Source organism: Sphingomonas faeni, from assembly GCF_040407505.1.
GTDB classification, from domain to species: Bacteria; Pseudomonadota; Alphaproteobacteria; order Sphingomonadales; family Sphingomonadaceae; genus Sphingomonas; species Sphingomonas faeni_E.
Map to the genome: position 1 here is coordinate 110,017 of NZ_JAPZPQ010000009.1, position 13,998 is coordinate 124,014.

Consider the following 13,998-nt stretch of genomic DNA (forward strand, 5'->3'; position numbering starts at 1 on the left):
GCGCGTACTGGTCCGCGGTGCGGCCTCACGCGCGTAGAGGCAGTCAAAAACCAATCTCCGCTTTGCGCGTAGAGGTGTCGGAAAACCTGCCCTCGCGCTCGTTTACCTGTCAGGAATTGCGACTTTAAGGGGTCGCAAAATTCATGACTGCCTCGCGCGCATGCGCGTATTGCTGACGAAACCCTCGCGCGCGTGCGCGGAACTGTGCAGAACCTCGCGCATAGAGGTGTCAGAAAACCCCGCGCGTGGAGGCGTCAAGAAACCCCTTCGGCTCGCGTAATGATCCCGATTAAATCGGCTCGCAATACGATCGGGATTAAATCGGGCCGCGTCAGTGCATCCACTTCGATATTGAGGCATCTAGTTCGCGAATGCGCTGCCTTAGCTCATCGTCGGTCAGATCCTCGTCGCTTGGCGCGGTCGACAGGTTGATGTCCTTCGGGAGTAGCGAGGCGATCACCTTGAGGTATTGGTCGGGCTTCTCCGCCCGTACCCGCTCAATCGCGTCCCGGCCGTACTTCAGGAAGTCCGCCAGCAGCTCAGCAACGAACGCCTCGCCCAACTTGGCGCGCGCACCGGCGGGGCGACCTGCAGGATTGCCGGACTTGCCGGGTTCGAACTTTGCCACCGCCTGCGCTCCTACCTACTCGATACCACTTTGGTTTGCGGCCGCTCGCCTATCCGAGCCTATTTTACGCGCCCCCGCTCGGCACTCCGCCAGCACTATGTCGACCGCCTACGCGCCTGTTGATCCCTGTAGAAACAGGGCTAATGCGTCATACAGAACAGCCGCAAACAGGCCACCGCGCCGACCTATTGTCCCTATTGTAGCTATTGTTTCCCGGCTCTCTCTCAATCTCAGCCTGCGTAGATAGATAGATAGATAGGTCTTTTTTTCGGTACGACGCGAGGGCCAACGGAGGCAGAGAGATTGAGACACGGACACCGAAACAATAGCTACAATAGGGACAATAGCTTTCGTCACCGGCCAAAATCCCAGAGCAGCACGGGCGCGATATTCGGGTGCGTCCCGTGCCCCATGCCACCCCGGATGAACGTAGAGCAGAGCGTGTCATCGCCCCCCGCCAGCGCATAGTCGGCGTTGATAGTGACAAGCGGACGACCGGCTAACCAAACCGCCAGCCCTGAAAACTCCCATTCGTCGCGCGGGCCTACGCCGAATAGGTCATGCACGGACCAGCCTACCCCTATCGCCTTCGCCGCCCATCCTTCACGCGCTACCCGCAGCGCATCGGCAACCACAGGGCGCCAGTGAGCAGCGTTCGCGATCTTCGCCGGGGGCAATAGCGCCTGGAGTTGCCGCAGGTCCGCGGTCAGTTCTGGCGACAGGCCATATTCGGCAGGCGGGCGCTCGTCCGCATCCATTGCGAGCACCCTTGCCGCCATCTCACGCCAGCTAGACATGCGCGCCTCCATGCACCGCCGGATTGACCAGATAGTCTTTCTTGGCGCGGCCGGGTGTGGAGCCCGCCCGACTAGGGGCAGCGCGCAGCCAGTTGATGTCTATCAGCAGCTCGGCCGCTGCATCCATGCTGGCCGCGTCGCCGAAGTGGATCCGGGGATCGGTATAGACCTCACGCGCATTGATCCGCTGAGACCCGTCCTTGACGATCATGCGTGCGACCGCGCGCGCATCCTTGTCGACCTGAGGCAACGCCGCGTCCCCGAACGTGCGGCGGGCGTGTGGCTTGAAATAGTCGTCAACCAGCAGGAGCGAGCGGGCAAGCGACTGTTCCGAGACCCGGCTAGGCTCGGGTCCACCGTCCGCCGCCCATGTGAGCATTTCGAGGATAAGCGCCAGGCGAGCGGCACGTCCGCGCATCTTGCCGAGGAGGGCGGCATAAAGCCCGACCGTCTCGTCTGTGTCCTTCGTGTTGGTCTTTATCCACTCTTCGAAGATCGCGGCCGCTTGCGTCGAGAACGGCAGATCGCGCGCGTCCTCGCTTATCCAAGACAAACGCTCGAGCCTGCGGTAAATCTCGTCGAGCTTGGCGCGATCGGCAACAGACTTCGGGCGGCGGTATTCGATCGGGTCAGGCCATACCCACATGAACCGCGCCGCCAGTCCGTCGTCGCTTGAGTTCAGCAGCGCGTCGCGCAGCTTGTCGGGCTGGATGCCGCCGAGGACGCTAACCCCGTTGAAGGGAACGACGATCGGCTTCGGCAGGCCCTTGCGGTCGACCACGAACTGGCGACCACCATAGGCTTCAAGCCAGAACGGGCGACCGCCTGCCGTGTACCGTTCGAAACTCTCAATCCACCCGGCCAGCTCGTCGCGTAGGTGCAGCGTACCGCTCGGGTTACCCGACAGGATCGCCGCCATTTCCTCCGGCGTCGAATCCTGGACGTATAGGCGTTTGCGCTGTGGAGCGTCGGGCGCTTCTGCCCCGTCCGGCTTGCAAGGCGTAGCCACGCCATCCTTTGCGGCCTGCTTCACCTTCTCCTGCCACAGCTTGCTTTCGGCGCTCGCGCGTTCTGCAACCGCGGCGTAGCTCATAAGCGCCGCCTTGTGCCGCTCCGCTATGTCGACGTCCATCTGGCGCAGGGGAAGAATCGCGGCGTCGAGTGCCGGCGACTTCGCCGACGACGGGCTACCGACGATTGCGTTCCAGAAGATGCAGGGTTCAACCCAGCCATCCCAAGGCTTTACCCACCGCTTGCCGCCAATCAGCGAGGCCGCAACGGCAAGGATACTGGTCGCGACATAATCGACAGGTGCGCCGGCGCCTTCAGCCAGATCCTTCATCAGCGGCCAAAGCGTGCCCATCGTCTCACCAGGGAAGGGGGCAGGGGGCATACGGTTCGCGCGGACGATCGCCATATCGGGGACGCCCCACACCGGCGGGCTATCGTTCCCGTTGAGGGGTACTGGAGCAAAGGGCCGGGCGTCTTCGTAACTCGCCTGGATCGCGGTGGCGTTCATGGCCGCACCCCCATCAACTCGGCGTTGAAGTCGACGAACGGCGATGTCGGACGCATGATACGAACCGACAGACCTGACGCGGCGTACGCTTCGGCAGCCTTCTGCGCTGCCACCTCGCCAGGTGCGTTACCGTCCGCACCGATCACGACCGACCGCACGACATCGGGGAAGGTCATGGCCGGCATCATCGACGTACCCGCCGCGACCCAGACCGAACGGCCCAAACCCTGCACGAGCGTCAGACCGTCTTCCAGCCCCTCGCAGACGAGAATGCTCGCCGACGGTGGCCCGAGCTGGATCGAGCCGCCTATGACGTTGCCGAGGGAGTATTTCACCTTCGGCTTGCGATCGGTGTCCGTCGCCTTCGTCGCCGCCTTACGCCCGTCCTCCGTCAGATACGTGCGTTGCAGTGCGACGAGCTCGCCGGCCGCGTCTGTGACGATCGCAACGAGGGTCGGTAACAATCCCGGCCCATTCGCAGCCAGCACACCGTTCCCCTCAATCTTGGGTGGCTGAAGGCGAGCGAACCGCAACGTGTGTGGCAGGTCGATCGTTATACCGCGCGACCGCAGGTAGATCGCAGCCGGGGTTCCTTCGATCGGCACCGACTCCTTGACGATGCGCTGCGCAATCGGACGCATATCGGCCTTGGGCTTGGCGGGTGCGCGCTGTTGCTCCAGCTCGCGCAACGCGCCGCCATCGAGCATCCCGATCGCCTCCCGCGTCTTCACGTTGTAGGCACGTATGACGAAGTCGATCACGTCGCCCTGGGCGCCGCAGCCGAAGCACTGGAACCGCCGGTCGTCGGCGTAGATCGTCAGCGATGGCGACTTGTCCGGGTGAAACGGGCAGCAACCCTTCCACTCTCGGCCAGCGCGAGCGAGCTTGACGCCTGCCTTGCTAGCGACACCCGACACCGGGAAGCGGTCGCGGATTTGCTGTGTGATTGCCGCAAACGCGGCGCTATCCATGCGCTCGTTCATGCGTAGCGCTCCTGAATTGGGAAACCGTGCTCGACAGACAGGCGCATGGCATAGTCCGACGCCTTGTAGGATTTTCGCCACATGACGCCGACGCCACCGCCGCCAGCTGGAGCCTTCACGCCCACGACGTAGCCGTGCAGCACGGGGAAGACGGCGATAGACCAATGATCCACCTCGTCGCCCATCCCCCGCAGGTCGACCAGCCGCGCCGATGCCGGGAGGCCATACAAGCGCTTCTTGTCCGTAGTCAGGACGAGGCGCGGACTGATGCGACCGGGCTTGACCGGCTGCGCGCGATACCAAGCGTCGAGGGTGGCGGGCTTGTCGCGGTACTCGACATCGACCGGGTTGCCCGTCTTCCTCATGCTGCGCACATGATCCCGCTCGCGCTCGCGCTGGAGGTTCACTGCGGCAACCGCCCGACGCTGGACGTCGTAAGGCTGGCGGTCGGCTATGGAGAGAACAAGGCCACTCATGGCTTGGGCTCGCGCATGTCGTACTGCGGATCGAACGGACGCGTTGCCGCGCCGATAGCCTGGATACCGAGGCGCAAGTTTTCCGCCTTCGCACTCTCCACGGCGATCTTGCATGCTGCGTTGTACGGGCGGGACGTCGCAACCCGGCTGGCGAACGTGGGGCGCCCGTCCTGAAGACGGCGACGAACGACACACCACGTTGAGCGCTCGAGCTGTTGCAGCACGACGAACAGATCGGGGGTGGGGGTCATACTTCACGCTTCGCAGCCACCGCAGCGTCTACCGTTTCAATCAGGTATGTGCTGAGCGCCTGAGCCACTTCACGCGGGTGCGAGTGCATAAGCTGCGTCGTGATGATCGAGGCGGCTGCATCCATAAGGAGCAGGGTCGCGCTCGGGATATGTTGCTCGCTGCCATCGGTCGCGACTTCAACCAGGAACGCAGTCGCGCCGGGGTTCGGTACGTGGTTCATGCTGTCTGCTCCTGCTTGTACTTGGGGAGGACCCAGACAATCGCGGCGACGCCGCTAGCGGCGTTCTTCCTGCGCCGGCCGCTGTCTGCGATGCGCTTGGCGGTGCGAAGTTCGCTGGTGCGAGGACGGACGCGGAACCGGTTCCAGCCGAGAACCGCGGCAATCTCGTCGCATGTGATCCCTTTGGGGCCAGCGTCCGCAATGACGCTGCGCACCATACGTTGTAGCTGGGGGAGATCGCCGTTGATGGCTTCCGCCGCTGCGATCGAGGTATCTACGCCGCGGTGTCCGGCTTCGTTCGGGTAGCTCATGCGTCGCCTCCATCGGCAAGAGGGGGAAAGCCGTGCTTGTTAAGCAGGATCACCAACCAGTTGTGTTGCTTCTCGCTGAGCGGGTTCGCGTCGAAGGCGATGCCCCCTAGGGACTGGCCTTCGCGAGGCTTGAGCGGCTTGCCCGCGGTGAGCAGGGACATTGCTGCACGCTGATGCTCAACCATGCTGGACCTCCCCCCATACAAGGGAAGCGACGAGCGCCGCGGTGCAACCGTGCAACCCGGCGAAATGAAGCCGTTGCAATCGGAGGGCGGAGGTAATATCTGCGGTGCTGCTGTTGTTTTGTAGTTTCCGAGAGGGTCGCCCTGCCAGGCGGCCTTTCTCATTTCTGGGCTGCGGCGCCCTTGCCGTTGCGATTGCCATAGCCAATCACGCAGCCACGCCAGCTACGAACGCCTTCAGGTCGTCCAGCTGATAGAAGCGACGACCACCTACCTTGCGCGACGCAGGGCCCTTACCCAATCGATGATATTCCGCGAGCGTCTTTGGCGCGAGTCCGAGGAACCGCGCCGCATTGATACGGTCGACCCGTCCATCGGGAAGAACCATCACCCTGACTTCGTCCATTGTATTACTCCTGCACGCGCTTGCTTGCTGCGTGGTAAGTATGGGAACCCATCGGACCTTGCAAGAACTCACGTGTTTTCCTATTACGCACTAATTCGAACGGAGACGGTGACGATGGCGAGAGTAGGCAGACCTGCGGAGCGGGAGTCCGCGAAGCTCGCGCCCCTGAACATGCGGACCAGCCCCCAGCTACGTGCGCAGATCGAGAAAGCAGCCGATGACAACGGGCGTTCGCTTACCCAGGAGGTAGAGCGCCGGCTGATGACGTCGTTCATCTTTGACGAGGTGCGCGGCGGGCAGCACATCAATGCCTTTGCAAATATGCTTTCCTCAACCATCCACCGTTTGGAGGTACGGTTCGGCAAGCGGTGGGTGGACGACCCCGAGACCTTCGCCGCGGTAAAGGCGGCGACTTTCCGGCTATTGGACTGGGACAGCCCGCGTATTGATCCGGGCGCAGCCTATCACGAGTGGCAGGAGGCCAAGGGGCAACGCATGGCAGCGCAGGCCGAGTTGGCGCAGTTCCAGGAGCGTACCGGCGCGATGTCGCCGCTGGGCGCACTGATCGCAGCAGGGACACCGGGCGCGCCTAAGGGCACACGAGGGAGTGAGGATGACCAGAAGCGCGCGGCCGAGCTGGAGCGTAACGTCTCAGCCGCCCTCGCTGCCGAAGTGGCCGCAAGCGATCGGTTCGAGCGGGACAGTAAAGGATTGTTCCAGCGGACCGACGCGGCGGAGAAGATTGGCGCCAGCGCCGCAGCTTTGACTTTTGAGGAGGTCGGACCAACAAGGAAGGTTGATGGCTCTTAAATTCGCACGCCTCACGCGCCCAGCGATCCGGGCGCTACCCGCAGGCGGTAAGCTGGCGGAGCACGGCATAACGGCCGAGCGGCAGGCGAACGGCGACGTTCGCTATACGGTCAACATCATGGTCGACAGCCAGCGTATCCACCGCGTCGTCGGTCGAGAGAGCGAGGGTGTCACGCGCGAGCAGGCGGAGCGCGCTATTGAATCGTTCCGCACGAAGGCGAGGGAAGGGCGGCTAGACCTGCCCGCCGCACGCAAGGCCCATCAGCTACTAGCCGACGCCGCCGACGAATACATAAAGCGGCTGGAGGAGAGCGGGGGCAAGAACGTCAAGATAAAGGCGCGGCAGTTCCGCATGTACCTGAAGCCCGAACTAGGCCGGGAGCGCCTGGACAAGCTGACTGAGTTTGGCCTGAAGAAGTACCGGAAGAAGCGCACAGCGGACGGCGCCAGCGAAGCAACCGTGAACCGCGAGCTGGCGACCCTCTCTCACTTCTTGCGATCGGCCGCGGAATGGAAATGGATCAAGCGCGACGACGTGCCGGCGATCCCGAAGGCACCGGAGCGCCGCAAGACAATCACGATCCTAACTGACGATCAAAGCGAAGCGCTCATGCAAGGCGCGATCGGCGACCAGGATGCCCGCGTGTGGCTGTTCGTGGCGTTCGGCCTCAATGCCGCAATGCGCCACCGCGAGATCCTGTCCGTTCGCTATGACCAGATCGACTTCGCGAATCGGCGCATCTTCATCCCCGAGGCGAAGGCGGGCGAGCGCGAGCAGCCGATAACGGCCGCCCTCGCAAGCGCGCTCGAGAAGCAGCGCAAGATGGAAGACAAGCCCGACGACTGGGTGTTCCCGACACTGAACGCAAAGCAGTCCAACGATGGGCACCGCACGAACATGGCGCGTCCGTTCCTGCGATCGGTCATCCGGGCGGGGCTCGATCCCGACAAGGTGACGCCGCACACCATGCGTCACACGGCGATAACGCGACTGGTGAAGGCTGGTGTCGATCTGCCGACGATCCAGCGTATCAGCGGGCATAAGACGCTGGCGATGGTCCTGCGCTACACGCACGTACACGGCCTGCACATCGACGCAGCGATCGACGCGCTGAGCCGACCAATTCCCGACGCAGTTACACAGGAATTACACACGCCCGTAAAAAGCGCTGTCGAAGCAGTGGGTAAAATCGTTCCACTAAAGCGCCGTAAATCAGCGGCTTAGCAACTGGAGGCCCGACCGGGAATCGAACCCGGGTGCGAGGATTTGCAGTCCTCTACGTCACCACTCCGCCATCGGGCCCCGATTGCGTGAAGGCGGCGCAAATGCTTCGTTTTTTCACTGCGGTCAACCGCAGTTTGTGGCCTGCGGTGGAATAATCGTGTCCGACCAGGCCCGCCGCCACCGCGGCCGGCGGAATCGGGTACGGAATGGCGCGAGGACAGCTCTTTCGTGACTCGCACACGTCAGCGTCTTTGCTTAGGGTTAAGTGCAACGACGAGAACGGCTTGGGGGCGGCGCTTGAGGACGGACAGGATTGCGGGCGGCACGAATACGTCGGGGGTCGATGACGAGGTGTTCGCGATGCCGTCGGGCATGGCAATCCGGTATGACCGGCCCGCCGCCGCGCTCGCCGACTATATCACCGGCTATCACGTCTATCGAACCGACACGGGTACCGAGGCAGGGCAGGTCGACTGGTTCCTGCCGGCGACGGCCAACGTGCGGATCGCGATCGATGCCGGACCGATCGCGGTCTCGATCGGTCGGCGAACCTATGATCCGTTGCCCGTGGCGAGCCTGTTCGGGCCGACGAACCAGGCGTTGAAGGCGGTGACGCATGGCGGCGTGATGATCGGCTTCGGGATCAGCGCGCTGGGATGGGCGCGATTGTTTCGGCGATCGGCCGGCGACTTCCGCAACCGCATCGTGCCGCTGGAAGACGTGCTCGGGAAGGCCTTCACGCGCGATCTCGTAGCGGCCTTGCAGGGCGCGCCGGACGATGCGGCCGTCGCGCCGATCCTCGATGCGATGCTGCTGGCGCGGCTGGGGGCGCCGCATGCCGATGCGTCGCAGATCCGGCAATTGATGGAGATACTCGCGAGCGACGGACCGACCGACATCGCATCCGTCGCCGCACAGCTCGACATACCGACGCACGCGCTGCGGCGATTGTCGGTGCGCCACTTCGGGTTTCCGCCCAAGATGCTTCTCTTGCGCGCGCGGTTCCTTCGGTCGTTCGTCCGGCTGATGATGGCCGGCGGCGAGGCGGATTATACGACGATCGACCGCTCCTATTTCGATGCGTCGCATTTCCTCCGCGATTCGGCGACGTTCCTGGGAATGACCCCGCGGCGTTTCATGGCGCTGACCAAGCCGTTCCTGAAAGCGAGCCTGCGGGCGCGGAATGCAGTGCTGGGATCGCCGACGCAGGTGCTGCACGACATCGAAAAGGCGCCGGCCCGCGATGCGCAGCCGCGCGACTCGACCCGCGCGACGCAACAGCGGGTCATTTCGCGGGACGGTTCCGCGATCGGGTGCTAAGGACAGGCGCAGAGGTGTTGCCGGGATTTCTCGTGCGCCCTCGACGCCCCGTTCGCGGCATCTCGGTGTCACACGGGCGGGCGGGGCGTCTCCCGGTCCCCGCAGGCGCGCTGCCGACGCCCGTGTGAATCGTGGCGAAATCCGACCAACCGATGCTTGGCGTCGCCGCGCCCACGCGATAACAGACACACCATATCCGGCCGCGCGATATCGGAGCGATCCGAAACAAGTGTATTGCGTGGCTAAAACAGTTGTGCGACAGGATGCGCCATGACGACGACGACTCTCGATACTCCTTCGCTCGCAGCCGATACCCATGAGATCGGCGGGACTACCGTGTCCATGGCTCCCGCAACGTTCGACACGATGCGTCACGCGATGGTGGCGAGCCAGTTGCGCACCAACGCAGTCAACGACCAGCGCGTCGTCGCGGCGATGGCACGCGTGCCGCGCGAGGCGTTCATGCCCGCCGACGTCCGCGCACTCGCATACCGCGACGCGACGATCCCGCTGGGTGGCGGACGCTATGCCAATCTGCCGATGGCGACCGGCCGTTTGCTCACCGAAGCCTATCTGACCGCGACCGACCGTGTCCTGCTGATCGGTGCCGCGACCGGCTACACCGCGGCTGTGCTGGCCGAGATCGTCGGCTCGGTCGTCGCGGTCGAGAGCGATCCTGCCTTGCTGGCGATCGCCCGCGAGGCACTTGCCGGAACCGGTAACGTCGAACTCGTCGAGGCACCGATGCAGGACGGCCATGCCACCGGCGCGCCCTATGACGTGCTGATCGTCGATGGGGCGATCGAGACCGTGCCCGACGCGCTGATCGCGCAGGTCAAGTCGGGTGGTCGTGTGACGGCAGGGATCGCCGAGCGCGGACTGACCCGGCTCGCATCGGGCCGCAAGACCGATGGCGGGTTCGCGCTCTCGGCGTTCGTCGATGTCGAATGCGTGAGCCTGCCTGGCTTCGACGCCCCCAAACCCTTCCGGTTCTGAGCAGAAAACCATGGCCCGCGCCGCACTTCTCCGCAGTCTGCTCCTGAGTGTTGCGCTGACGTATAGCGCTGCACCACTCCATGCGGAGACGCTGCGAGAGGCGCTGGTCAAGGCGTACAACACCAACCCGACGATCACGGCACAGCGGGCAACCCTGCGTGCCACCGACGAGAACGTCCCGATTGCGCGCGCGTCCGGACTTCCGTCAGTCAACGCCACCGGCGACTATACCGAATTCGTCGTTACCGCGGCGAACAGCTTCACCGCCTTGCCGCGTCAGGTCGCGGCGCGCGCGAACGTCTCGGTGCCGCTGTACCAGGGCGGGCAGGTCCGCAATTCGGTCGCCGCGGCAAAGACCCGCGTCGAGGCAGGCCGCGCGACGCTGCGAAGCACCGAAGCCGACCTGTTCACCAACGTCGTCGCTGCGTACATGGACGTGATCCGGGACGAGGCGATCGTCGGCTTGAATACGCAGAACGTCCGCGTGCTCGACGTCAACCTCCAGGCTAGCCGCGATCGTTTCCAGGTCGGCGACCTGACGCGCACCGACGTGGCGCAGTCCGAGGCGCGGCTCGCACTGGCCCGCGCACAGCTCCAGTCCGCGCAAGCCAATCTGATATCGAGCCGCGAAAGCTATATCCAGTTCGTCGGGACGCCACCCGGCTCGCTCGATGCCCCCCCGACGCTGCCGCATCTCCCCGACAGCCCGGCCTCGGCCGTCACCGTGGCGATCGACAACAACCCGGTGCTGATCGCCGCCGCCAAGGAGCGGGACGCGACCCGCTACGACGTCGGCGTCGCCCGCGCGAGCCGCCTGCCGCAGATCAGTGCGGTCGGGGGCGCCAGCTACACCAACTATCTCGGCTCCGCGTCGAATGCCGACGGCAGCGCCATCACCTTCCCCAACGTCAACAAGTCGGTGCAGGCCGGGCTGTCGCTGACGCTGCCGCTGTTCCAGGGCGGGCGCCCCGCCGCGCAGGTTCGTCAGGCCGAGGCGTTCCAGTCGCGCGCGATCGAGAACGTCACCGCGACCGAGCGCAACGTCATCGCGCAGGCGCGCTCCGCCTACGCCGTCTGGCGCTCGTCCGAGCAGGTGATCCAGTCGTCCGAAACCGCGGTCAACGCGAACAAGCTCAGCCTCGAAGGCGTGCGTGCGGAGAACAGCGTCGGGACGCGCACGATCCTCGACATCCTCAACGCCGAGCAGGAATTGCTCAACAGCCAGGTCACGCTCGTGACCGCGCGGCGCGATGCGTATGTCGCGGGCTTCGCGCTGCTAGCCGCGATGGGCCAGGCCGAGGCGCGCGATCTCGGGTTGGACGGCGGCGTGCTCTACGATCCGGTCGCCAACTACAACCGCGTCCGCCACAAGATCTGGGATTTCGGCGGCGACGGCGAGCCGGTGCCGGTCGCCACCCGCACCGCGCAGTCGCCCGCGCAGAACGCCACGGTCCAGGCGCAGTACGACCCGTTGCTCGATACGCCGGTTGACAGGAACCCCGCCTTGACGACAGGTAAGGACGCGCCGAGCCGCCAATAGGGGCGCGCGGGGCTACGGGGTTTGGGATGGTCCGGATGGGGGATGTCAACGGCGAGCCGTCGATGGAGGAAATCCTCTCGTCGATCAAACGCATCATCGCGGAAGAGGGCGATACGCCCGGCCGGTCGCGTCGCCCAACGCGCGCGACGTACGCGCCGGTCGATCTGGATCCGGCCTATTTCGACGGCGACCATGACGACGACGAGATTCTCGAACTGAGCGACCCCATGCCCGATCGTACGCCGCGTCCGCCCAAGTCTCCGGTGCTCAGCGCCGCCGATACCCCGCCCGAACCACGCCACGTCGCGCCGCAAATGACCCCCCAGATGACATCGCCAAAGCCCGCCCCTAGTGCCAAGCCGCAGCCGGCCACCGATGCCGCGGCGGAGCCGATCGTCTCGCGCCACACCGCCGCTGCAACGCGCGCGCCGCTCGAGGCGTTGACGCGGATGATGGTAAAACCCGAAACCGGCAATGACGGCACGCTCGAGGGCCTGGTGCGCGAAATGCTCCGCCCGATGCTGCGCGAGTGGATCGACGCCAACCTTCCCAACATGGTCGAGGATATGGTCTCGCGTGAGATCGCCAAGATCATGAACCAGCAGCCCTAGGCTCTGAAGTGACGGGCACGGACGCGAGGCTGGTTTCCTCGCGTCGCGCTCGCTAAGGCTCGGCGCATGAGCGAGCTTCCCAAAACCTTCGACCCGGCCTCCATCGAATCGCGCTGGTATGCGCATTGGGAGGCGAGCGGCCAGTTCCGCCCCGATCGGCCGAACGCCGAGCCGTGGACGATCGTCAACCCGCCGCCCAACGTCACGGGTTCGCTGCACATCGGCCATGCGCTCGACAACACGCTGCAGGACATCCTCACGCGCCACGCCCGCCTGAAGGGCAAGGATGCGCTGTGGGTGGTCGGCACCGATCACGCGGGCATCGCGACGCAGATGGTGGTCGAGCGTCAGATGGGCGCGCTAAGCCCGCCGCAGAAGCGCACCGACATGACGCGCGAGGAGTTTGTCGCGAAGGTCTGGGCGTGGAAGGAAGAGAGCGGCGGCGAGATCACGCAGCAGCTCCGCCGGCTCGGCTGCTCGATGGATTGGGCGAACGAGCGCTTCACGATGGACGAGGGCTTTTCGAAGGCCGTCCTGAAAGTGTTCGTCGACCTTCACAAGCAGGACCTGCTGTACCGCGACAAGCGCCTGGTGAACTGGGATCCGGGCCTCGGCACCGCGATCAGCGACCTTGAGGTCGAGACGCGCGAGATCAAGGGCAGCTTCTGGCACCTGCGCTATCCGCTCGAAGACGGATCGGGCTTCATCGAAGTCGCGACCACGCGGCCCGAGACTATGCTGGCCGACATGGCGGTGGCGGTGAATGGCGCGGACGAGCGCTACACCGCGCTGATCGGCAAGCAGGTGAAGCTGCCGATCACCGGCCGGCTGATCCCGATCATCGCCGACGACCATGCCGATCCTGAGTTGGGATCTGGCGCTGTCAAAATCACGCCGGGACACGACTTCAACGATTTCGAGGTCGGCAAGCGGGCAGGGATGGCCGCCGGGTCGATGCTCAACATGCTCGATGCGAAGGCGCGTGTCGTCCAGGTGTCCGACGGGTTGATCCCCGCCGACCTGCTCGGGCTGACCACTGCCGAAGCGCGGAAAGCCGTCGTCGCGCGGCTGAAGGACGAAGGCTTCCTGATCGCGCACCTCGACAAGGACGGCGAGGAGCACGACGCCGAGCCGCGGACGATCCAGACCCCGTATGGCGATCGCTCGGGCGTGGTGATCGAGCCGTGGCTGACCGACCAATGGTATGTCGACGCGAAGACGCTCGCCCAGCCCGCGATCGAGGCGGTCCAGACCGGCGCGATCGATATCGTCCCGAAGACCTGGGAGAAGACGTTCTTCAACTGGATGGACAACATCCAGCCTTGGTGTGTGTCGCGGCAGCTTTGGTGGGGACACCAGATCCCGGCATGGTTTGGCCCGGACGGAACGCCGTATGTGGCGGAGACCGAGGCGGAAGCGCAGGCTCTCGCGGGCGAAGGGGTGAGCCTCACGCGCGACCCCGACGTCCTCGACACCTGGTTCTCCTCGGCCCTCTGGCCCTTCGCCACACTCGGCTGGCCCGAGGCGGGTGCCGTTCCCTCTCCCCTCCGGGGAGAGGGCCAGGGTGAGGGGCAGCCAAGCAGCGCAGCGCCCGGTACGGGGGCGCCCCCCCCCCCCCCCCCCCCCCCGCCGGGGGGGGGGGGGGGGGCGGGGGGGGGGGGGGCCCCCCCCCCCCCACCCCCGAGGGGGGAAACCAAAAGCTGAATGGGGTGAGGCTGGTGG

General features: G+C 65.0%; 16 protein-coding genes, 1 tRNA gene and 1 pseudogene. 7 read left to right on the forward strand and 11 right to left on the reverse strand.

The annotated features are described in order from the left end of the window. Positions 1-331: 331 nt before the first annotated feature. The 10 genes from O6X71_RS19495 to O6X71_RS19540 form a co-directional block, all read right to left on the reverse strand. On the reverse strand, positions 332-628 hold the full coding sequence (locus O6X71_RS19495; protein ID WP_353467332.1) for a DUF5681 domain-containing protein: 297 nt from the start codon (positions 626-628) through the stop codon (positions 332-334). Between the two features lie 353 nt (positions 629-981). Beyond that, positions 982-1,425 carry a hypothetical protein gene (locus O6X71_RS19500; protein WP_353467333.1) on the reverse strand — a complete coding sequence of 148 codons (444 nt, stop codon included), beginning with the start codon at positions 1,423-1,425 and terminating at the stop codon, positions 982-984. After that, on the reverse strand, positions 1,418-2,944 hold the full coding sequence (locus O6X71_RS19505; protein WP_353467334.1) for a DUF3987 domain-containing protein: 1,527 nt from the start codon (positions 2,942-2,944) through the stop codon (positions 1,418-1,420). The genes O6X71_RS19500 and O6X71_RS19505 overlap by 8 nt, the downstream gene beginning before the upstream one ends. Beyond that, positions 2,941-3,927 (reverse strand): DUF7146 domain-containing protein, encoded by a 987-nt coding sequence (locus tag O6X71_RS19510; protein WP_353467335.1) that lies wholly within the window; start codon positions 3,925-3,927, stop codon positions 2,941-2,943. The genes O6X71_RS19505 and O6X71_RS19510 overlap by 4 nt, the downstream gene beginning before the upstream one ends. Next, a complete protein-coding gene (locus tag O6X71_RS19515; protein WP_353467336.1) occupies positions 3,924-4,403 on the reverse strand; it encodes a hypothetical protein in 480 nt (159 codons plus the stop codon). The genes O6X71_RS19510 and O6X71_RS19515 overlap by 4 nt, the downstream gene beginning before the upstream one ends. Beyond that, complete coding sequence (locus O6X71_RS19520; protein WP_353467337.1) at positions 4,400-4,654, reverse strand: hypothetical protein; 255 nt, start codon at positions 4,652-4,654, stop codon at positions 4,400-4,402. Before O6X71_RS19520 ends, O6X71_RS19515 begins: the two co-directional genes overlap by 4 nt. Beyond that, positions 4,651-4,875, reverse strand: a complete 225-nt coding sequence (locus O6X71_RS19525) for a hypothetical protein (protein ID WP_353467338.1) — start codon at positions 4,873-4,875, stop codon at positions 4,651-4,653. The genes O6X71_RS19520 and O6X71_RS19525 overlap by 4 nt, the downstream gene beginning before the upstream one ends. Then, positions 4,872-5,186, reverse strand: a complete 315-nt coding sequence (locus O6X71_RS19530) for a hypothetical protein (RefSeq protein ID WP_353467339.1) — start codon at positions 5,184-5,186, stop codon at positions 4,872-4,874. The genes O6X71_RS19525 and O6X71_RS19530 overlap by 4 nt, the downstream gene beginning before the upstream one ends. Continuing rightward, the gene (locus O6X71_RS19535; RefSeq protein ID WP_353467340.1) at positions 5,183-5,371 is read right to left on the reverse strand and encodes a hypothetical protein; all 189 of its coding nucleotides are present in this window, start codon (positions 5,369-5,371) and stop codon (positions 5,183-5,185) included. The genes O6X71_RS19530 and O6X71_RS19535 overlap by 4 nt, the downstream gene beginning before the upstream one ends. A gap of 205 nt (positions 5,372-5,576) precedes the next feature. Beyond that, the gene (locus tag O6X71_RS19540; RefSeq protein WP_353467341.1) at positions 5,577-5,774 is read right to left on the reverse strand and encodes a helix-turn-helix domain-containing protein; all 198 of its coding nucleotides are present in this window, start codon (positions 5,772-5,774) and stop codon (positions 5,577-5,579) included. A 261-nt stretch (positions 5,775-6,035) separates the two neighbouring features. Here O6X71_RS19540 and O6X71_RS19545 point away from each other — a divergent pair, with 261 nt between their 5' ends. After that, complete coding sequence (locus O6X71_RS19545; protein ID WP_353467342.1) at positions 6,036-6,584, forward strand: hypothetical protein; 549 nt, start codon at positions 6,036-6,038, stop codon at positions 6,582-6,584. 118 nt (positions 6,585-6,702) lie between these two features. Next, entirely contained in the window at positions 6,703-7,809 is a 1,107-nt protein-coding gene (locus O6X71_RS19550; protein WP_353467343.1) for a tyrosine-type recombinase/integrase, read from the forward strand. 4 nt (positions 7,810-7,813) lie between these two features. On the opposite strand, the gene O6X71_RS19555 is transcribed toward O6X71_RS19550, so the two are convergent. Then, positions 7,814-7,887: transfer RNA gene (locus tag O6X71_RS19555), tRNA-Cys, on the reverse strand. A 219-nt stretch (positions 7,888-8,106) separates the two neighbouring features. Here O6X71_RS19555 and O6X71_RS19560 point away from each other — a divergent pair. The 5 genes and pseudogenes from O6X71_RS19560 to O6X71_RS19580 all read left to right on the forward strand — a co-directional run. Continuing rightward, positions 8,107-9,129 carry a helix-turn-helix domain-containing protein gene (locus tag O6X71_RS19560; protein ID WP_353467344.1) on the forward strand — a complete coding sequence of 341 codons (1,023 nt, stop codon included), beginning with the start codon at positions 8,107-8,109 and terminating at the stop codon, positions 9,127-9,129. Between the two features lie 342 nt (positions 9,130-9,471). Next, on the forward strand, positions 9,472-10,125 hold the full coding sequence (locus O6X71_RS19565; RefSeq protein WP_353467352.1) for a protein-L-isoaspartate O-methyltransferase family protein: 654 nt from the start codon (positions 9,472-9,474) through the stop codon (positions 10,123-10,125). Positions 10,126-10,135: 10 nt separating this feature from the next. Next, positions 10,136-11,665, forward strand: coding sequence for a TolC family outer membrane protein (locus tag O6X71_RS19570; RefSeq protein WP_353467346.1), 1,530 nt, complete (start codon positions 10,136-10,138; stop codon positions 11,663-11,665). A 35-nt stretch (positions 11,666-11,700) separates the two neighbouring features. Further along, the gene (locus O6X71_RS19575; RefSeq protein ID WP_353467347.1) at positions 11,701-12,276 is read left to right on the forward strand and encodes a DUF2497 domain-containing protein; all 576 of its coding nucleotides are present in this window, start codon (positions 11,701-11,703) and stop codon (positions 12,274-12,276) included. A 66-nt stretch (positions 12,277-12,342) separates the two neighbouring features. Further along, positions 12,343-13,800: pseudogene (locus O6X71_RS19580) on the forward strand (valine--tRNA ligase); the annotation flags it as partial. Positions 13,801-13,998 lie beyond the last annotated feature (198 nt).